The organism is Cytobacillus massiliigabonensis (assembly GCF_900199725.1).
GTDB classification, from domain to species: domain Bacteria; phylum Bacillota; class Bacilli; order Bacillales; family Cytobacillaceae; genus Cytobacillus; species Cytobacillus massiliigabonensis.
Genome location: NZ_LT904902.1, coordinates 665,121 through 683,961 on the forward strand (window position 1 = coordinate 665,121; position 18,841 = coordinate 683,961).

Sequence of the window (18,841 nt, forward strand, 5' to 3'; positions counted from 1 at the left end):
TGCCTTAATCAGCTTTTGCCTATATAATAATGTACCATAAACCCCATATAAATGAGGAATGATCATGACTTTTTCATTACTACCTATTACGATTATTCCAGCTCAAACGTTTCATCCTAATGATGAAAGTTTAAAAATAAGCCACTCACTCATTCATTATTGGGATATCGACACAAGTAAACCGATAACCATTTCTGTTGGTGGAAACCAAACATTTGCAATGGTTGTAGGTGCAGCTATTACAAAAGATGAAATCATTTTCGAGGAGGGGCTTTTTCAGAAGCTATCGATTCCCGTACAAGAATCCCCATGGATTGCCAGCTTTTCACATATGAATCATACACTCACATTAGGACCAGTCATTGGTATTCTTACCGAATACACGGAAACAGAAAAAGAGCCTCACTTTCGCAGTATACATGCTTTTTGTAAAGAATTGCATGACCTTGTTTCCGAAATCGGCGGATTTCTTTTTGTATTTCAACTAGCTGATTGGACTGATACTGCGATAAATGGCTATTATTATCAGAATAAGCATTGGCAAAAAGCGTCCGTTCCCCTTCCAAATGTGATCTATAATCGTATTCATTCACGAAGACTTGAAGCAAGTCGTTTGTTTGAAACATTTAAAACTGAAATAACGGGGAAAAATATTGCGATTTTCAATGACCGTTTTTTATCAAAAGAAATGGTGCATCATTTATTATATTCCGAAGAGTACATGAAGCCTTATTTACCTGATACTTGGATGCTTACCGAGCATTCTCTTCAAGACATGCTGAAAAAATATTCTTCCATTTTCATTAAACCGATTCATGGGAGTCAAGGCAGGAATATTATCAAAGTATTTATAGAAAATGACGTCCTGAAAGTAAAAATGTCGACTGGAACAAATAAAGATCGTACATTTCAGTTTAATGATCACATGCAGTTTTATAAATGGCTGCTGCCTCATCTGGAAAAAAGAACGTATCTTATTCAGCAAGCGATTCCATTAATAGCCTATAAAAAGAAGCTGCTAGATTTTCGAATCCTTTGCCATAAAAACTTTCAAAACACTTGGAAAGTAACCTCAGCAGTTGCCAGACTATCTGCTGACCAGCAATTTGTTTCAAATATTGCAAGAGGCGGAGATGTAATGAAACCAGTTCATGTTCTTTCCTTGCTATCCAATCGGGAAACGGCCGTTCAGCAGCTAAAGTTAATGAAAGAGCTCGCCATCGAAGCCTCCTCATTAGTCAGCCAAATATCTGATGGGGTGATTGGCGAACTAGGTGTAGATATTGGGGTAGATGAGGAAGGGAAACTTTGGATTATCGAGATAAACTCTAAGCCTTCTAAAAATTTTGAGGAAGAATCAAATAAGATTCGCCCTTCGGCAAAAGCCTTGCTGGAATATTGTACATTCCTATCCTTTAATAAAGGGAGATATGAATAATGCTTTCATTCGGTTTAATGACATTGAGCTTAAATAATGAAAAAGGATATTTCTATGAACTGGCGAAGCGGGCACAATTCCACAATATTCGCTGCTTTCGTTTTGTCCCTTCATCCATTCACCCTTTCACCCAAAAAGTAACAGGTGAACAATACAACCCGACAAAGGATAAGTGGGAACCATGTGAATTTCCAATACCAGAGATTATCTATGACCGCTGCTTTTACATGAATGATTCCCACTCCTCTCATTGTAAGGCGATTGTTAAATGGCTGAAAACTAGAAAGGATACTTTATTTCTAGGACATGGCCTCCCTAACAAACTTAAATTATATGAAGTCCTTGCCAATACTTCCTTATCCCCGTATTTACTGCACTCAAAGCCACTATCTTCTGGTGAAAAGCTAATTCAATCGTTATCACCGCAACAATCTGTCATGATTAAACCAGTAAACGGATCCCAAGGAAGAGGAATATACTTGCTTGAGAAAACATCCAGTGAGCTACATGTTCAAACAGATAAACAGGATACTCATTTATCACGGACATTTGCAAACTTCCAATCGGCTATAGCATGGTTGACTAGTCTTACTAGCAGGCAAGACTATTTTGTTCAGCCGTATGTAAATTTAAGGTATGAAGGAAACCTTCCTTTTGATATACGGACACTTATCCAAAAGGACGAGAAGGGAAACTGGCGGGAAATTTGCAGAGGAATTCGAACAGGAATGAAGGATGGAATTATTTCCAATTTAAGTGCAGGCGGATCGATAACAAGCTTTGAATCATGGATTCAAAAACTTCCCATGCCACAAAGGGAATTTATTAGGAAAGAGCTTGATGATGTATTAACAAAGATTCCAATCATACTGGAACAGAAATTTCCCCCTTTATTCGAATTAGGAGTAGACATAGGGATAAGTGACAACGGGGCCATCTGGGTACTTGATATTAATTCAAAGCCCGGCAGAACAGTCGCCCTCACACTGAAACCTGAACTAACTGAAACATTGTTTAATGCCCCCCTGCTATACGGAAAAACGCTAAAATCTGCAAATAGTGAAACATCAATCAGCAGGAGTCTTACAACCCGTTAATCAGCGAGAAAGGAGCCATTTAGATGAGAAAATATTTTCCAGTCGAAATTCTAGATAATAGTACCCAAAAGGTTTGTATTCCTAGTCACATCAAATCAAATGTTAAATTAACAAAAATTGCGTTCGGCACCCACATGATCGAAACGGAGATTGAACAGCATAACCGGCAGTCAATTACATTAAGCAAAGATATTGCTGAAAAACTTCTGATTCCTCCGATAAAAGTTCCCATGCATCTTTTTATCACGAATGAAACAGTAATCATCGGCCCTCTTGTTGGTGTTTTCACATCTGGATTTACCCCGTTTCTTTTGCGCCCGATTGGTGAAAGAAGCCTATTCTTTGCAAAGCTTCTTTCTGTTAAAAAATCTGTCGGGGCACTTCCATTTGTATTTGGAGAACAGCATATCAATTGGGAAAAAGGTACGATAAATGGTTTATTCTATCATTCGGATGGATGGGAGACATATGAAGTTCCTATTCCAAATGTTGTTTATGACAGACTGCCCAATCGAAAAAGCGAAAGACACAAAGCATTAAGGCTCGTAAAAGAACGGCTGCAAACAGAATACATGATCCCGTGGTATAACCCTGGATTCTTCAATAAATTGGATGTAAATGACCGGCTGCAGCAACATGAAAATATTCATACATTCTTACCAGAGACTTTTGCCTTCTCTTCCTTTTCAGACATTGAACAGATGCTATCAAAATATGGCCATGTTTTTATCAAACCAATAAATGGAAGCCTTGGTCTTGGCATACACCAAATTCTATTCGATAAAGTGGAGGGCAGCTATTTTTGCCGCTACCGAGATTACGCTGGAGGAAATAAGCTAATAAAGTTCAGCAGCTTGGAATCATTAATGAGGCATATTTTTAAAGGAAAGAAACTTAATCGCATGCTTATCCAACAAGGAATTTATTTGCTGCGGACGGATAAACGCCCAGTTGATTTTAGGGTTCATACAAATAAGGATGCAGAAGGAAACTGGGTGGTGACAGCGATTGCAGCTAAGATTGCTGGTGCTGGGAGTGTAACGACTCATGTTAAAAGCGGCGGAGTTATTAAAACCATTGAAGAAGTCTTCCCTAGTGTAGAGGAGCAAAGAGAAGTAAAAGAGAAATTAGCGGATGCCGCCGTAAAACTAAGCAAAGCGTTAGAAGAAACAATGGAAGGAATAATCGGAGAAATTGGCTTTGACCTTGGAGTCGACCGAAATGGGGCTGTTTGGCTGTTTGAAGCGAACTCTAAACCAGGAAGGTCCATCTTTTCAAATCCTCAGCTGAAGGAGTATGATCATCTTACACGAAAGCTGTCGCTTGCATTTGCCATCTACTTGACTGAAAGATCAATCTCACAGCCAGAGGAGATTTTCAAGTGATGTCTATTGACTTGCAGAATCATCATGGTCCCCTAATCGGCATATTAGCCGGCAAAGGAAAGAATCAGTCCGTTATCGGAAATGGTCCTTTTTTTAGAGAACTGCAAAGGGAAATCCTAAAAAATGGAGGAATCTCAGTCGTTTTCACTCCTGATGATATAAAAGAAAAAACAATTGCTGGAGTTATCTATTCACCTGAACTTGATAAATGGACACCAGTTACCTGCCCGATTCCGCATATTGTATTTAATCGTGTGCCGACAAGAAACCTAGAATCAACTGAATCCTTTCATAAAGCCTTTCTATTTTTTCAAAGAAGGAACATCCCCTTTTTCAATCCAGGATTTCTTGATAAATATTCACTATTTGAATGGTTTTCACATGATCCCATTCTTCAGCCCTTTTTGCCAGATACAATCAAGATTACTGAAAGAACAGCTTTTTTACGCTTTTTAGAGAGATATAAAACCATTTATTTGAAGCCTGCTCAAGGAGCTAAAGGAGTCGGCATTTACAAGCTATGCCAACAGAATAATCAAACAGTTGTACTGTTCAGTTTAAAGGATAAGCACATATTTAAAGATATCCAGACTTTTTGGAAGGAGTGGGAGCAACCCCTTTTGGAAAAAAACTATATTGCTCAAGAATCGGTAAAACCAGCACTTATTAGAGGAAAACGATATGACTTTCGAATTCTTGCCCATTTTACTGAAGAAGGGTATCAAGTGACCGGAGCAGGCATCCGTCAATCCGGTGATCAGGAAATTACAACACATGTCCTAAATGGCGGCTGCATTATTCCTTATGAAGACATTCAAATGGAAGATCATGATCAGTTCTTTGCCTTAGTTGCCGAACGTGCAGGGAAAATCTTATCAAAGGAATTAGGCTTTTTTGGCGAGTTTTCCATCGATGCTGGGCTTTCTGAGGATGGAAAATATGTCATATACGAAATAAACTCCAAACCGATGCGGTTCGACGAAATAAGTATAGAAAAAAAGAGAATCAGCAGCCTTGTCCATCTGTTCATTCATCTAGCAAATAGAGAGAATTTGCCCAGTAACAATCCTTAATTGTTACCGGGCAGATTCAATTATCTTCTTCTTTTCGAAGGACCACCTAGTGCTTGGAATTGATTTTTTAATTTCTCTCTTGCTTTGTCATTCCTCATTAAATAGGCTGCTCCTAATGCTAAAGCAGTCATTGCCATATTGCTGCGTTTCATACTTTATATCCCTCCCATATTAAATTCCCGTACATATATCTTTTACCCTTTTTGAAGGAAAAAACACGTGATTTGTTATTGGGTTTATGAAGAAGAACAGGTAAAATAAGAATAAGGAGGAAGGGACATGCTCACACACTTTCAATATAAAAAGTTATATGCCAATACAGAAATACCTGGATGGAACATCTCCTTTTATTTTCATAAACAAAAGTTTCATGGAATTTATCATCAAAACGGGCAGATCGAATGGACTTCACAGCCCCCAAGAGAAGAGGATGAAATTAGGCTGATTGAACAAATACATGAGCTCATGCTTTTTCATGTGTATAACCATTAATTTTTAGGATAATTGATAGGTGAAATGAAGTAAACCCGTTGCTCTTTTTAGGAATGCAACGGGTTTCTTTTTCTTATTCTTTAATCAAGCTTACTGCTTCATTCCCGCAAACACTGCATTTTAACAAATGAGGGCACTCCTTATCTTCATAATCATTTGGGTAGCCGTCTTCCATTTTCATTTGATCAATGGGCATATAAGCACTGTAATCATCGTAATAATCCATGATTCTCCCGCTATCGATTAATTCATTTCCACACAATGAGCAATTCGCCTTCAATTCCTCAAATCCATTGCAAATTGGACAAATAGCCATACGATCAGCTCCATATATATGTAATGAAAAGCTCACTTGACACTACTCTTAAGGTTCGTATCTATCCCGTTTGTTATGTAATTATCATTAGGAAACAATTCCCATTATGAATGCAGGAATATAAAAGCGAAAAACAAACATAATAGAGAGTACACACAGCAACAACCGCTTCAACTTCTAACATCAATGGGTTAGACCTTTAAGTGGTAACAAGAAAGCTTGTACCGGTGCAATTCCGGATAACCCAGCCATTACCAAAAAAATTTATGAGGAGATGAAGATGCAAATGGCAAACCAATCAAACAGCAATTCCTCAAACCAATTATTAGTACCAGGAGTAGCGCAAGCACTCGATCAAATGAAGTACGAAATCGCCAATGAATTTGGTGTAAACCTTGGCGCGGATACGACATCTCGTGCAAATGGTTCTGTTGGTGGAGAGATTACAAAGCGACTTGTTCAATCCGCTCAACAACAAATGGCAGGCAGATTTCAATCATAATTAGTGAACAATTAAATAGCATATGGCTTGGCCCCCTTCATCAGGGGGCCATTTATTTTGTATAGCTTCATTGCCTACCTCCTCGAGGTCACAAGCCAAGCCTCCCAGTAGGGGAAAGTACACCTTTCCGTGAGGCTCATCTTGTGCTTGTCGGGGGTGGCATTAAGGAAGGCTCCTATGAATAACCCTCGCAAGAACAATCTGCATTTAGGTTGTTCCGAAGGCGATTACGCATTTCTATATTTTATATCATCTTTTTAGGATTTACCCATTCATCAAATTGTACATTTGAAACATAACCAGTTTTCAGAGCTGCTTCTCTTAAAGTCGTATGTTCTTTAAATGCAAGCTTTGCAATTTCTGCCGCTTTCTCATAGCCAATATGCGGATTTAAGGCAGTAACGAGCATGAGGGATTTCTCGACATGTTCATTAATTACCTCTTCATTTGCTTCCAAGCCTTTTATGCATTTGTCATTAAAGGATTTCATTCCATCCGCTAATAATTGGACACTTTGAATAAAATTATAAATTATTACTGGCTTAAACACATTTAATTCAAAATTCCCCTGACTTGCAGCAAAACCTATTGTTGCATCATTCCCAAATACCTGACAGGCTACCATTGTTAGTGCCTCACTTTGTGTAGGGTTTACCTTCCCAGGCATAATGGAGCTTCCCGGTTCATTTGCTGGAATGGCAAGCTCGCCTATCCCGCTTCTAGGTCCACTTGCAAGCCATCTGACATCATTCGCTATTTTCATAAGGTCTGCCGCTAATGCTTTCAATGCCCCATGAACATGTACAAGCTCATTATGACTCGTCAATGCTTGAAACTTATTAGTCGAGGACCGAAACGGAAATCCAGTTTGTGCAGCAATTTCCTTCGCAGCTTTCTCCCCAAACATTGGATCAGCATTGATCCCTGTTCCAACCGCTGTTCCGCCAATTGCCAAATCAAGCAAATAAGAATTTGCTTCTTTTAGCATTCGTTCATTCTTATCAAGCATAGCTCGCCAGCCGCTTATCTCCTGCCCTAATGTTAATGGGGTTGCATCTTGTAAATGTGTTCGGCCTATTTTTATGATATGATTGTAGGCTTCTTCCTTTGTTTGAATCGTTTTTTTCAATGCTTGGAGTGAAGGGATTAATGTTTCCGCAACCTCTATATAAGCTGCAATATGCATTGCTGTTGGAAAGGTATCATTAGAGCTTTGGGACATATTCACATCGTCATTCGGATGAATTTTAGTATCCTCTTCCATCAATTGTTCATTTGCCCTTCTTGCAATGACTTCATTAACATTCATATTCGTTTGTGTACCGCTTCCTGTCTGCCATACCGCGAGAGGAAAATGATCATCAAATTTCCCTTGAATAATTTCTTCAGCTGCCGCAATTATGGCCGCTTTCTTTCCCTCAGCTAATTTTCCAAGCTTGTTGTTTACTATGGCTGCAGCTTTTTTTACTTTTGCTAAGGCATGTATGACTTCCAACGGCATTTTTTCAGAACCAATTTTAAAATTTTGCTTGCTTCTTTCTGTTTGCGCCCCCCAATATTTTCCAGCAGGAACCTTTACCTCTCCTAGTGTATCTCTTTCCATTCGAAATTTAGTCATTGCAAACCTCCTCTACATTGTTTCACAACTTTTTAACTCTCTATAATCTATTCCCTCTTTCGCCAACAATTATAGTTCCAAGGGGAACTTTATCCATTCACTTTATTTTTTTAAAAGACACACATGAGCATATGCTCAAAACCACGTATGCAAATGTCGGTCTGCTTCATTTCACTGTGTTTGTTATTACTTCATACATATAGGCTTGTTCAATTTATCAGACCAGAAATTTATTTATAAAAAAAAACTGCTTTGCATAAGCAAGCAGTTTTTAGTAGTTATTAATTGTATAGCCAATAAAGTATCCTAATACCATAATACTAGCAATAGCAAAAGTAACTGATAATAATTCCATTTTAAAGCCTCCTAACAAATGAAATTCATACTTTAAAAGTACCACACAAGTTAGGAAGGACTCTTTGCATTCTGTGACAGGATGGTGAAAATTTTATGAACTTTTTATTCTACAACAACAGCCGTCCCATAGGCAATAATTTCAGCTGCATTTTGCATGACTGCAGATGTTTGCAAGCGCATACTGACAATCGCATTTGCCCCTTTGGCTTTCGCATCGTCAGCCATTCGGCCAATTGCTTTTTGTCTTGCCTCATCCATCATTTCTGTATATTCTCCAATTTCTCCACCAACAATTGTTTTTAGGCCAGCCAAGATGTCTTTTCCGATATGCTTTGTTTGAACAGTACTCCCTCTAACAAAGCCTTTTAATTCTTTAATTTCTTTTCCAGGAACATTTTCAGTAGTCACGATAATCATTTCGATCGTCCTCCTCTTTCTCTTTCATCCGTTCAATTAATAATAAGATAAAAATACCAACTATTAATAAAATATAAATCAGATAGAAAATAATTGCTGCCTTTAAATGAATGAATAGCAAAATGATTGCCAAAAGCTGTCCAACACCTGCAATAAGAAGGAAAATCCGCTTGACTATTCCCATTATTCGTTCATTCCTTCAGGATTCTTTTTATGAAATACTTTCCGTACAAAGATGAGATAAGCAAGAGTGGGCATCGGTGCCTGAATGAGACCGATAATGCCCCAAAGCCAATAATTATGGCCATACTTCCTCGCATGTATGAACAGAAAGATACTTTGGCTTATAAGAATAACAGCAACAATGATGAGCAGTGGAACTGGAATCTCTTCATTCACGTTTCTTTCACCTGCTTAATAAGCCGGAGTGAAATGTAGCCGATGATGAAAATAGCTACCAATCCTTGTACAGCAAAGAATACCGCAGGAATATTATATAAAGTAAAAAGGACTGCACTTAAGACTAGGAGGGCAACAATAGAAAAAATGGATACATCGAAAATAAGTTTTTTTCTTAATTGCTTTTTCTTTTCAGTTACCATGTTTTCAAACCAGTCTAGATTTGGGGAGTATACTGGTATGTGCTGCTCAACTGATTCCAAACCATCTTCAATTTCTTTAATAATCGTCAGGAAGCTTTCATCTATATATTCGTTTTCCATTCTCTCTTTCTGTTCATCCATTTAGCCTCAGCTCCTTTCTAACAGCAAGGATTCCATTATGAACCCTTGACTTGATTGTCCCTGAAGAAAGCTTCATCAACTCGCCAATTTCGTCATAAGAATACCCATAATAATGCTTTAAAATAATTGGTATGCGAACATCATCTGCCAATTTTCCTAGTGCCGACAATGCATCAGTCCATTCTTCGTTCCTGCTTTCAATCTGCCATTTCAGCTTCCTGTATATTTCTTCTTGCTGCTGCCAATCTTTTTCTCTTTTCTTTTTCCGCTGCTGGTCGATATATAAATTTGTCGCGATTGAGATAAGCCAGGAGGAAAATTTCGATTTCCCCTGATATAAATGGATCTTTTCCACACACCTCGCCATTGTCTCCTGGGCAAGCTCTTCTGCTGTATCAGGATTCATTGTTACTTTCAATAAATACTTGACCAAGAAGGAATAATTATGATGAAAAAGCATGGCAAAAGCGCGTTTATCTCCACTTTTTGCGCTTTTTATGAGCTCTTCCTCTTCCATGGCTTCTATTCCTCTCTTTCCATCATCCCATTTCCGTTAACTATTGTTTCAACTATAAGACGCTTATGTATATAAATCGTTCATTTTTTTTTAAAAAAATTTTTTCAGTTATTTTCCCTTGCTTCAAACACTAATTCCATAAAACGTTCCTTTGAAGAAGCTTCATCAAAGCTGCTGTATATGCGAAAATGATCCTCATCAATAATCCGAAAGTGCTGACTGATTATATTTTGCTGTAAAAGCAGACCATTTTTCCTGTCTATTTCCTTCCACCAAATTTTCCCGCCCATTGTTTTTTCCCTGCGATAGTCTATCCCTTCGCGAGCGATTGTTTCCAACACTTCCAGCGGTTCATCCCCAAATAAAAATCGAACGGTTTCTGTTTCCCTAAACAGGGCACATACAACGACAACCGTAGACCAACCAGCATCCACCCGCCCCTTTTCAATTTGAACAAGTGTTTTTTTCGAAAGTCCAATGATTTCTGCCATTTTATCCTGTGTATATCCTGCCTCGGTACGGATCAGGCGTATTTTTTCCGATACTTTAGAAATAATTTCATCACGTGTCATGGATTCCTCATTCCCTATATTCATTTTGTGTATTATTACACTTTTTTATAATTATAAAAGAGCAAGAGCAAACATAGCAAATTTAAAAAAACTGCTGTCAAAAAAGACAACAGTTCCTTATATTAAAAGTCACTTTTTTAATGAGACATCAGATATTGAATGACAGGAGCTAGAACAGGAATTTTTTACTGAACATCCTGCACATTTTCCTTGCTTTGATTTTTTAATAAATTTTATTAGAGACCAGCTCGCATACCCAAAAATAAGACCGCCAATTATAATGTTTACGAACATCTCATTCACTCCAAACTAAAAAGAGTAAAATAACTTACATAAATCCTAGCAGCTTACCGCCCTGATAGATTATAAAAGCTAATAAATAAGCGATAATGAGTGCATAGCCCATAGAAAATGCCGTCCATTTTTTCGAGCCAGTTTCTTTATATATCGTTGCAACAGTTGCCAGGCAAGGAATATATAATAGGATGAATACCATAAAGCTGTAGCCTGCCAGCGGCGTGAAGTAATCTGACAGCAATCCTTGCAGACTCGCTTCATCTGGTACAAAATAGATAATGTTCATTGTCGAAATAATTGCTTCTTTAGCCAAAAATCCTGTAATAAGAGAAGCGCCAGCCTGCCATGTATTAAAACCAATTGGTTCAAATAGCGGTGCAATGAAACCGCCAATTGCTGCTAAATAGCTATCATCTAAGGCTACATCTACCCCACCTGGTCCAATATATGATAAAAGCCAAATAAATACAGAACCAGCAAAAATAAATGTACCAGCTTTTTTTACAAATCCCTTGCCCTTATCCCATGTGCTTCTCCATAGCGCTTGAAATTGCGGAAGACGGTATGGAGGCAATTCAATCACAAAGAAAGAGGTCTCCCCTTTTAAAATGGTGGAAGAGAAAAGCTTCGCCAAAACAAGTGCTACCGCAATCCCTAGTATATATAGGGATAGAACAATAAACGCCTTTTGCTGGACAAAGAATGCACCTACAAACAATGCATACACAGGCAATCTTGCGGAACAAGACATTAATGGAGTTAAAAGAATCGTTAGCAATCTTTCCTTTGGTGTCTCAATCGTTCTCGCAGCCATAATTCCTGGTACATTACAGCCAAATCCGATCATCATTGGAATAAACGCCTTGCCGTTTAACCCTACTGCCTCCATTAATCGGTCCATTACAAGAGCAACTCTTGCCATATAACCCGAGTCTTCAAGAAGCGAAATGAAAAAGAATAGAATAAAAATTTGTGGAACAAAAACAAGAACCCCGCCTACACCCGCTACAATTCCATCAAGAATTAATGAATGGATAAAAGCAGAGGCGCCAGCAGCATGTAATAGGTTTTCTATCGTATTAGACAAGGGGCCAGTTATGAAGCCATCCAGCATATCAGATAGTGGAAACCCCAGCCAATCAAAGGTTAGCATAAACATTAAATACATAAGCAAAAAGAAAATTGGCAATCCAAGAATTTTATTTGTTACAATTGCATCAATTTTTTCAGATAAAGGCACATTTTTTTGTTCCCGCTTAATATATGCATCGGCAATGATTTGATCAATGGTTTCTTTCCTTTTTTGAAAAATGAATTGATCAATTGACGTATCAGAGCTCTTTTTAACTGCATTCTTAACCTCAAGTAAGAATTGATTAAGCTTATCTGATTCTATATAATTTTGAACATATTTTTTTACATATTCGTTTCCCTCAAACATCTGTAAAGCAAGCCATCTTGTCGACAGACTAGACTGATTGTCTAATAAATGCTCAAACCTTAAAACGGCACCTTCTATTTCTGTTCCATAATTGACAATCCTTGCATTTGGTTCAGACATCCTCTCACTTGTAACAGCTTCAGCCAGTAAATCGCATCCCTTCCCTGTTCTTGCAATAACAGGTGTAAGCGGAATGCCTATTTGACTAGCAAGTTGATTTGGTTCAATCTGAAGTCCCCGTTTCAGTGCAACATCTATCATATTAAGCCCAATAACTACAGGTTTGCCATATTCCAAAAGCTGAATCGTTAGATGGAGGTTTCTTTCCAATTGAGATGCATCCAAAATATTGATCATTTTATCCACATGCTCTGATAATAGAAACTGTGTTACAACTCCTTCATCCTTCGATAAAGGGTTTAACGAATAGATTCCTGGCAAATCTATTAATTTATCTTTATTATTCTTAAATTGTCCAACCTTCTTTTCTACTGTTACCCCGCTCCAGTTGCCTACATATTCATACGAACCTGTAAGATTATTAAAAAGCGATGTTTTTCCAGTATTAGGGTTACCGATTAGAGCAATATCCATTATAGTCTCTCCACTTCAATTTGGACGGCTTCTACTCTGCGTATACCGATACATTGCCCGCAAGACTCAACCATAATAGGACCGCCAAATGGCATATAGCATTTTACACAAACTTCTGTACCTTCAGTTATTCCTAAATCAAGCAATCTTCTCCGGACTAAAAGATCAATCCGAGAAATATCCAGTATTCTGCACTTTTCGCCTTTTTTTAATTTCCCAAGCACGAAGTCCACCCGATTTCTTCTATTTTTTTCAATTGAGAATGATTATCTTTATTTATACCAAGTTTTTTTTATAAATTCTGCGATAAAAATCACATACTTTCTCGTTTCCTTTTCGACAGGGTCTGTGTAGTCTCGAAGTACTGTTTTTTTATTCGTACATTTTCGACAAAGGAAATTTGCAAAATATAGCGAAGTTTATATGAATGATAGGTTATTTAACTAGTCTGGAGGTTAATATGGTAACGAGAATAAGTGAAACTGTTGTTGAATTTTTGCAGAGGGAAAAAATTCAATTATTGAATGAGTGGAGAGAGAATATTCTCGTATCCCCAGAAGATCCTTATAAGGACCGTATGGAGGAAAATGGAGAAGTTATTTTTTATCTTGTCATTCAAAGTCTTACGAGGGTAAAGGAAAATTTAGAAGGGGTTATTCGCAAGTTTTCTATTTCAATTGCCGATCAGCGAGTGAAAGCAGGAATGAATATTGGTGAGTTTGTCCACAATGTAAACTTAGGGCGGTCCATCATTCAAAAATATCTAAAAAAATTGGATATGAACTGGCAAGAGCATCAAGCTCATTCAGAGCGTATTCATGATTGTCTAGACCAATTTCTTTACTTCTCGGTCACCTATTATAGCGATGCAAAAAATCAAATTATTGAGGAAAAAACCAAATTTATCGATACGAGCCATAAGGATCGGTTAACTTTATTAGGTCAAATGACTTCCAGTTTTATCCATGAATTTCGCAATCCGCTCACCTCTGTTCAAGGATTCATCCAACTGCTTAAATCTGAAAATCCAAACATGAAATATTTAGACATCATTTCAATTGAATTAGAACAATTGAATTTTCGCATTTCTCAATTCCTCCTGCTTTCGAAAAAAGAATTAATTGGCAAGGAAAAAACAGCCTTTTCATTAAATGAGCTAATTGAGGAAGTTCTTATCTTCTTATACCCAAGTATTTTAGACGGAAAAGTAAAGATCCAGAAACAATTAGAAGAAGATATTTGTCTATACGGTTATGCCGATGAAATACGCCAAGTGCTCATTAATATTGTCTTTAATGCCATCGACGTACTGAATCCAAATACAAAACATCCGTTAATCGATATACAGAGCTACTCCGTGGATAACAAATGGATTAAGCTTGAAATCGCAAATAACGGTCCCATGATTCCTGAACATCTTATACAGTCTATTTTTGAACCATTTGTAACAACAAAAAAACTCGGTACAGGGTTAGGACTATTCGTGTGCAGAGAAATCATTGAGAAACATAAAGGAAGATTGGCTTGTGAAACGCAAGCGGATTTAACCGTATTCACAATTACTCTTCCGATAGCTGATAAAAATTAAAACGAGGCTGGCTCATCCCATATTGAGTCGGCCTCTTGTTTTATTTTCCTCCTTTTTCAAAAATTCTGTGTACTTCTTCTAAATTACCATTTATTATATAGAAATAATTCATGCAGAAAAGGAGTGTCTTTTATGTTTACGTTAAAAGTTGACCAAGAAATTGAATTGCAATTATTTCAATTGCATCATGCAGAAGAGCTTTATCATTTGGTAGACGCTAACCGCAATCATTTAAGGGAATGGCTGCCATGGGTCGATAGTATGTCTTCACCAAGTCAGTATCATACAATTATTCCAACATGGCTGAAGCAGTTTATGGATAACAACGGGTTTAATGCTGGAATTCGCTATAAAGGGATCCTTGTCGGCTCCATTGGCTTTCACCAAATTGATTGGAATAGCAGACAAACGAGCATCGGCTATTATTTAGCAAGCGGCTGCGAAGGGAAAGGAATCATGACGAGGAGTGTTCAAGCTCTTCTCAACTATGCTTTCTTAGATCTTAATCTCAATCGTGTTGAAATACGCTGCGGAATTGGCAATTCGAAGAGCCGAGCAATACCAGAAAGATTAGGATTTATTCAAGAAGGCATCATTAGAGACGGGGAGTTTCTATATGACCATTATCATGATTTAGTGGTTTACGGCATGCTAGCACGCGATTGGGGAAATTAACTTACTCCCAACAGACTGCACCATTAAAATGAACAGAAAGAAGACTCCCTTAATAGGAGCCTTCTTCCTTCTCTTTATCCTTAACGCCTAATAATCTTAGACCATTCAATGTTACAATCAATGTGGCCCCCATATCAGCAAATATAGCTATCCATAATGTAAGCCATCCTGGAATAACAAGCAGCAGAGCCAGCAGTTTAATTCCAATAGAGAAAATAATATTTTGCTTAATGATTAGCAATGCTTTTCGGCTCAACTGGATCGTAAAAGGAAGCTTACTAAGATCATCTCCCATTAAAGCGATATCAGCTGTTTCCAATGCAGTATCTGTACCTGCTCCTCCCATCGCAATGCCTATGTTTGCTGCTGCAAGAGCTGGGGCATCATTCACTCCATCTCCTACCATCGCAACCTTGCCATATTTTTCACGGAGTCTCTTAATATAGGCTAACTTTTCCTCAGGCAGCAATTCTGAGGCAATATCCTTCACACCTACTTGCGCACCTACTGCTTGTGCGGTCCCGCTATTATCCCCTGTAAGCATAATTGTTGCTTTTATCCCTAATGCATGCAATCTTTCAATAACAGAATGACTGCTCTCTCTCACCTCATCAGAAATGCCAATCACTGCTAAAATCTTCTCTTCTGTTCCAAGCAATACGACTGTTTTCCCTTGCTGCTGCATTTGCGTTACTTTATCTTTTGCTATAAGAACTTCAGGATGATCTTCAAAAAGTCTTGGACTGCCTAGGTGATAGGTGATTCTTTCTATTGTTCCTTTAATTCCTTTCCCGGTAATGGAAGTGAAATCTTTCACCTCTATCGTTTTATAGGATAGATGTTTTTGTTCCGCCTTCGAAAGAATCGCAGTTGCGAGCGGATGCTGAGACCCCTTCTCCAAAGCTGCTGCAGTGATTAATGCATGATCCTCCATTCCATGTTGAAGGACATTCATTTCGGTTACAGTTGGCACCCCTTTCGTTAACGTCCCCGTCTTATCAAAAGCAACAGCCTTTATTGCTCCTGCCTCTTCAAGGTAAATGCCTCCCTTTATTAACACACCATTTTTTGCTGCATTCCCGATCGCTGTAACAATTGAAACAGGGGTTGATATGACTAAAGCGCAGGGACAGCCAACTACTAAAACAGCTAAGCCTTGATAAATCCATTTCTCCCAGCTGCCATCGAAAAATATAGGCGGCAAAACAGCTACAAAAAAAGCAATCAAAATAATAAGGGGAGTATAATATTTGGCAAAGCGGTCGACAAAGGCTTGTGAGGGTGCACGCTCTGCTTGTGCTTCTTCGACAAGATGCACAATTTTTGCTAATGTTGTATCCTCCACGTTCTTTGTAACAGCTACTTCCAATAGCCCCTCTTCATTCATCGTACCGGCAAAAACTTCATCGCCGATTGCTTTAGCTACTGGGATAGATTCTCCAGTAATTGCAGCCTGATTTATGGAAGACATCCCTTTCTGAACCACGCCATCCATGGCTATTTTTTGCCCGGGCTTCACAATCATAATGTCGCCAATCATTATCTCATTGACCGGCACTGTTAATGCTTGGCCAGCTCGACTAATTTCGGCCTCCTTTGGTGCGATATCCATAAGGGATTGAATCGAAGCTCTCGCCTTATTCATTGAATAGGCTTCTAAAACCTCGCTGATCGCGAAAAGGATAACGACTGTCGCCCCTTCACCCCATTCACCGATGAAAACAGCACCAATAATTGCAATGGTCATCAAGGTTCGCATATCAAATTGAAGCCTTATTAAATTCTTTAGTCCAGTGATAAACAACTGATAGCCGCCTACAACAATTGACGCTGCATAAGCAATAACAGACCATATGTGACCTTCGCCTAAAAAATGTCCAATCATCCACCCGACTAAAAGGAAGAATCCCGACAATAGCACATGCCCGTTTTTTTTATAAAAAGGTTCCTTTCTTATTTCAAACCTTTCTTTTTCATGTATTAGCTTTAATCCTTCAAATGCTCCTGCCTTTTCCAATTCCTTAATCGTTGTATCTCCATATACGGTCAGCTTGGAGGCACCAAAATTAACTGCTGCATCAATGACACCATCCAGGTGCTTTACGTTCGTCTCGAACTTTTGAGCGCAGCTAATTCATGAAAAGCCTTGAACACGGTAAACATTTTTATTGTCTTCCTTAACTGCAGCGTGCTCCACGCTTGGTCCCCCCTTTTTTTATGCCAAAAACAATTTGTCTCTATGCATATATGACATATTTGACTATAGTCTATGTCAGGTTCCAAATTTCGTCAAAGGGTATTATTCCATTATCGTACAGCAAAATTACTAAAAAGAAGAATTTAAGGGAAAAGTATATTTTAAAGGAGGTGAACGCCCCTTACATATTTTGTAGGGAAATTACTATGGCCTTAAATATTTTTCTTCTCATTTTACTAATTACTTTGACCGCTTTTTTTGTTGCATCAGAATTTGCAATGGTGAAAGTGCGTTCATCCCGAATTGACCAATTAATTGCAGAAGGAAATGTCCGTGCACATGCGGCAAGAAGGGTAGTCACAAATCTTGATGAATATTTATCAGCCTGTCAGCTTGGTATTACAATTACTGCCTTAGGGCTAGGTTGGCTCGGTGAACCGACTGTTGAAAGGATTCTGAATCCTTTGTTTACCAAGCTTAACCTGCAGCCATCGTTAACCCATGTCCTATCTTTCATCATCGCTTTTTCTGTTGTTACTTTTCTGCATGTGGTTATTGGAGAGCTTGCTCCAAAAACTTTTGCGATTCAAAAAGCGGAGGAAATAACATTAACTTTTGCTAAACCATTAATTTGGTTTTATAAAATTATGTTTCCATTCATCTGGGCCTTAAATGGCTCAGCTAGATTTGTAACTGGATTATTCGGGCTAAAGCCTGTTTCTGAACAGGAAATGGCGCTATCTGAAGAAGAATTGCGAATTATTCTTTCTGAAAGCTTAAAAAGCGGGGAAATTAACCAATCAGAATATAAATATGTCAACAGGATCTTTGAATTTGATAATCGGATTGCAAAGGAAATTATGGTTCCACGAACAGAAATCATCAGCCTAGAAGAGGATGCAACCCTTTCAGAAGTACTTGACATTATTATGAATGAGCGGTATACCAGATATCCTGTAACAGGTGGAGATAAGGATAATATACTCGGATTAATCAATGTAAAAGAAATACTGACGGATTGTATTAGAAAAAAATGTGAAGATGAAAAGCCAGTTGTTCAGTATATTAAACCAATCATTCGGGTAATTGAGACGATTCCCATCCATGATCTCCTAGTGAAAATGCAAAAAGAACGCTCCCACATGGCCATTTTATTTGATGAGTATGGTGGGACTGCCGGATTAGTTACGGCAGAGGATATTCTCGAAGAAATTGTTGGAGAAATCCGTGATGAATTCGATGCAGATGAGCTTCCTTTCGTGCAAAAGATTGATCAAGATCATTATATTTTAGATGCTAAGCTTCTTATATCAGAAACAAATGACTTGCTAGGCACAAATTTAAATGAGGAAGAGGTTGATACACTGGGCGGTTGGATCCTCACTCAAAAGTTTGATTTAGAACAAGGGGATTCCATCATTCAAGATGGGTTTCAATTTATCATTAAAGAAATTGAAGGCCACCACATTTCGTATATCGAAGTTAAAAAAGATATCTCTTCTGAAACTTAATTAATGAGGGT

22 protein-coding genes are annotated in these 18,841 nt (G+C 38.1%); 9 read left to right on the top strand and 13 right to left on the bottom strand.

The genetic code is table 11. The features are described 5' to 3' along the window. Positions 1-64 precede the first annotated feature (64 nt). From C1726_RS03710 to C1726_RS03725, 4 genes are read left to right on the top strand one after another with little or no spacing between them, the layout of a single operon-like run. A complete protein-coding gene (locus tag C1726_RS03710; protein WP_235822690.1) occupies positions 65-1,438 on the top strand; it encodes a YheC/YheD family endospore coat-associated protein in 1,374 nt (457 codons plus the stop codon). Continuing rightward, complete coding sequence (locus C1726_RS03715) at positions 1,438-2,535, top strand: YheC/YheD family endospore coat-associated protein (protein WP_102271934.1); 1,098 nt, start codon at positions 1,438-1,440, stop codon at positions 2,533-2,535. The genes C1726_RS03710 and C1726_RS03715 overlap by 1 nt, the downstream gene beginning before the upstream one ends. A 23-nt stretch (positions 2,536-2,558) precedes the next feature. Further along, entirely contained in the window at positions 2,559-3,920 is a 1,362-nt protein-coding gene (locus tag C1726_RS03720; RefSeq protein ID WP_102271935.1) for a YheC/YheD family endospore coat-associated protein, read from the top strand. Beyond that, positions 3,920-4,993, top strand: coding sequence for a YheC/YheD family endospore coat-associated protein (locus tag C1726_RS03725; protein WP_102271936.1), 1,074 nt, complete (start codon positions 3,920-3,922; stop codon positions 4,991-4,993). Before C1726_RS03720 ends, C1726_RS03725 begins: the two co-directional genes overlap by 1 nt. 20 nt (positions 4,994-5,013) lie before the next feature. Here the strand turns inward: C1726_RS03725 and C1726_RS26730 are convergent, their stop codons facing one another. Beyond that, positions 5,014-5,145: a hypothetical protein gene (locus tag C1726_RS26730; protein ID WP_268876995.1), complete on the bottom strand. Its 132-nt coding sequence runs from the start codon at positions 5,143-5,145 to the stop codon at positions 5,014-5,016. A 127-nt stretch (positions 5,146-5,272) separates the two neighbouring features. Between C1726_RS26730 and C1726_RS03730 the strand changes: the two genes are divergently transcribed. Next, positions 5,273-5,485 carry a YheE family protein gene (locus tag C1726_RS03730; protein ID WP_102271937.1) on the top strand — a complete coding sequence of 71 codons (213 nt, stop codon included), beginning with the start codon at positions 5,273-5,275 and terminating at the stop codon, positions 5,483-5,485. Between the two features lie 73 nt (positions 5,486-5,558). On the opposite strand, the gene C1726_RS03735 is transcribed toward C1726_RS03730, so the two are convergent. Continuing rightward, on the bottom strand, positions 5,559-5,837 hold the full coding sequence (locus tag C1726_RS03735) for a hypothetical protein (RefSeq protein ID WP_407642007.1): 279 nt from the start codon (positions 5,835-5,837) through the stop codon (positions 5,559-5,561). 250 nt (positions 5,838-6,087) lie between these two features. Between C1726_RS03735 and C1726_RS03740 the strand changes: the two genes are divergently transcribed. Next, positions 6,088-6,303 (top strand): alpha/beta-type small acid-soluble spore protein, encoded by a 216-nt coding sequence (locus C1726_RS03740; RefSeq protein ID WP_102272351.1) that lies wholly within the window; start codon positions 6,088-6,090, stop codon positions 6,301-6,303. Between the two features lie 244 nt (positions 6,304-6,547). Here the strand turns inward: C1726_RS03740 and fumC are convergent, their stop codons facing one another. From fumC to C1726_RS03790, 10 genes are all read right to left on the bottom strand, one after another. Beyond that, a complete protein-coding gene (gene fumC, locus C1726_RS03745; RefSeq protein ID WP_102271939.1) occupies positions 6,548-7,921 on the bottom strand; it encodes a class II fumarate hydratase in 1,374 nt (457 codons plus the stop codon). 459 nt (positions 7,922-8,380) lie between these two features. Then, positions 8,381-8,695 carry a YbjQ family protein gene (locus C1726_RS03750; RefSeq protein WP_102271940.1) on the bottom strand — a complete coding sequence of 105 codons (315 nt, stop codon included), beginning with the start codon at positions 8,693-8,695 and terminating at the stop codon, positions 8,381-8,383. Beyond that, a complete protein-coding gene (locus C1726_RS03755; protein ID WP_102271941.1) occupies positions 8,676-8,879 on the bottom strand; it encodes a hypothetical protein in 204 nt (67 codons plus the stop codon). Before C1726_RS03755 ends, C1726_RS03750 begins: the two co-directional genes overlap by 20 nt. Further along, positions 8,879-9,094, bottom strand: coding sequence for a sigma-Y antisigma factor component (locus tag C1726_RS03760; RefSeq protein WP_102271942.1), 216 nt, complete (start codon positions 9,092-9,094; stop codon positions 8,879-8,881). Before C1726_RS03760 ends, C1726_RS03755 begins: the two co-directional genes overlap by 1 nt. Beyond that, positions 9,091-9,438, bottom strand: coding sequence for a YxlC family protein (locus tag C1726_RS03765; protein ID WP_102271943.1), 348 nt, complete (start codon positions 9,436-9,438; stop codon positions 9,091-9,093). Before C1726_RS03765 ends, C1726_RS03760 begins: the two co-directional genes overlap by 4 nt. Next, positions 9,431-9,955 carry an RNA polymerase sigma factor SigY gene (gene sigY / locus C1726_RS03770; RefSeq protein WP_102271944.1) on the bottom strand — a complete coding sequence of 175 codons (525 nt, stop codon included), beginning with the start codon at positions 9,953-9,955 and terminating at the stop codon, positions 9,431-9,433. Before sigY ends, C1726_RS03765 begins: the two co-directional genes overlap by 8 nt. A gap of 104 nt (positions 9,956-10,059) precedes the next feature. Beyond that, the gene (locus C1726_RS03775) at positions 10,060-10,527 is read right to left on the bottom strand and encodes a helix-turn-helix transcriptional regulator (RefSeq protein ID WP_102271945.1); all 468 of its coding nucleotides are present in this window, start codon (positions 10,525-10,527) and stop codon (positions 10,060-10,062) included. Positions 10,528-10,656: 129 nt separating this feature from the next. Then, complete coding sequence (locus tag C1726_RS03780) at positions 10,657-10,821, bottom strand: FeoB-associated Cys-rich membrane protein (RefSeq protein ID WP_102271946.1); 165 nt, start codon at positions 10,819-10,821, stop codon at positions 10,657-10,659. 34 nt (positions 10,822-10,855) lie between these two features. Next, on the bottom strand, positions 10,856-12,859 hold the full coding sequence (gene feoB, locus C1726_RS03785; RefSeq protein ID WP_102271947.1) for a ferrous iron transport protein B: 2,004 nt from the start codon (positions 12,857-12,859) through the stop codon (positions 10,856-10,858). Beyond that, complete coding sequence (locus C1726_RS03790) at positions 12,859-13,083, bottom strand: FeoA family protein (RefSeq protein WP_102271948.1); 225 nt, start codon at positions 13,081-13,083, stop codon at positions 12,859-12,861. Before C1726_RS03790 ends, feoB begins: the two co-directional genes overlap by 1 nt. Positions 13,084-13,319: 236 nt before the next feature. Here C1726_RS03790 and C1726_RS03795 point away from each other — a divergent pair, with 236 nt between their 5' ends. Both C1726_RS03795 and C1726_RS03800 read left to right on the top strand, forming a co-directional pair. Beyond that, positions 13,320-14,447, top strand: coding sequence for a histidine kinase N-terminal domain-containing protein (locus C1726_RS03795; protein WP_102271949.1), 1,128 nt, complete (start codon positions 13,320-13,322; stop codon positions 14,445-14,447). A gap of 132 nt (positions 14,448-14,579) precedes the next feature. Further along, positions 14,580-15,122 (top strand): GNAT family N-acetyltransferase, encoded by a 543-nt coding sequence (locus C1726_RS03800; protein WP_102271950.1) that lies wholly within the window; start codon positions 14,580-14,582, stop codon positions 15,120-15,122. Between the two features lie 49 nt (positions 15,123-15,171). Here the strand turns inward: C1726_RS03800 and C1726_RS03805 are convergent, their stop codons facing one another. Beyond that, positions 15,172-17,319 carry a heavy metal translocating P-type ATPase gene (locus C1726_RS03805; protein ID WP_102271951.1) on the bottom strand — a complete coding sequence of 716 codons (2,148 nt, stop codon included), beginning with the start codon at positions 17,317-17,319 and terminating at the stop codon, positions 15,172-15,174. Between the two features lie 206 nt (positions 17,320-17,525). Between C1726_RS03805 and C1726_RS03810 the strand changes: the two genes are divergently transcribed. Then, entirely contained in the window at positions 17,526-18,830 is a 1,305-nt protein-coding gene (locus tag C1726_RS03810) for a hemolysin family protein (RefSeq protein WP_102271952.1), read from the top strand. Positions 18,831-18,841: the final 11 nt, after the last annotated feature.

Bases quoted from the DNA above. Each gene is read 5' to 3' on its own strand.
- C1726_RS03800 (WP_102271950.1), top strand. From the start codon at position 14,580: ATGTTTACGTTAAAAGTTGACCAAGAAATTGAATTGCAATTATTTCAA.
- C1726_RS03775 (WP_102271945.1), bottom strand. From the start codon at position 10,527: ATGACACGTGATGAAATTATTTCTAAAGTATCGGAAAAAATACGCCTG.
- fumC (WP_102271939.1), bottom strand. From the start codon at position 7,921: ATGACTAAATTTCGAATGGAAAGAGATACACTAGGAGAGGTAAAGGTT.
- feoB (WP_102271947.1), bottom strand. From the start codon at position 12,859: ATGGATATTGCTCTAATCGGTAACCCTAATACTGGAAAAACATCGCTT.
- sigY (WP_102271944.1), bottom strand. From the start codon at position 9,955: ATGGAAGAGGAAGAGCTCATAAAAAGCGCAAAAAGTGGAGATAAACGC.
- C1726_RS03810 (WP_102271952.1), top strand. From the start codon at position 17,526: ATGGCCTTAAATATTTTTCTTCTCATTTTACTAATTACTTTGACCGCT.
- C1726_RS03715 (WP_102271934.1), top strand. From the start codon at position 1,438: ATGCTTTCATTCGGTTTAATGACATTGAGCTTAAATAATGAAAAAGGA.
- C1726_RS03740 (WP_102272351.1), top strand. From the start codon at position 6,088: ATGGCAAACCAATCAAACAGCAATTCCTCAAACCAATTATTAGTACCA.
- C1726_RS03720 (WP_102271935.1), top strand. From the start codon at position 2,559: ATGAGAAAATATTTTCCAGTCGAAATTCTAGATAATAGTACCCAAAAG.
- C1726_RS03795 (WP_102271949.1), top strand. From the start codon at position 13,320: ATGGTAACGAGAATAAGTGAAACTGTTGTTGAATTTTTGCAGAGGGAA.
- C1726_RS03710 (WP_235822690.1), top strand. From the start codon at position 65: ATGACTTTTTCATTACTACCTATTACGATTATTCCAGCTCAAACGTTT.
- C1726_RS26730 (WP_268876995.1), bottom strand. From the start codon at position 5,145: ATGAAACGCAGCAATATGGCAATGACTGCTTTAGCATTAGGAGCAGCC.
- C1726_RS03755 (WP_102271941.1), bottom strand. From the start codon at position 8,879: ATGGGAATAGTCAAGCGGATTTTCCTTCTTATTGCAGGTGTTGGACAG.
- C1726_RS03765 (WP_102271943.1), bottom strand. From the start codon at position 9,438: ATGGATGAACAGAAAGAGAGAATGGAAAACGAATATATAGATGAAAGC.
- C1726_RS03725 (WP_102271936.1), top strand. From the start codon at position 3,920: ATGTCTATTGACTTGCAGAATCATCATGGTCCCCTAATCGGCATATTA.
- C1726_RS03780 (WP_102271946.1), bottom strand. From the start codon at position 10,821: ATGTTCGTAAACATTATAATTGGCGGTCTTATTTTTGGGTATGCGAGC.
- C1726_RS03750 (WP_102271940.1), bottom strand. From the start codon at position 8,695: ATGATTATCGTGACTACTGAAAATGTTCCTGGAAAAGAAATTAAAGAA.
- C1726_RS03730 (WP_102271937.1), top strand. From the start codon at position 5,273: ATGCTCACACACTTTCAATATAAAAAGTTATATGCCAATACAGAAATA.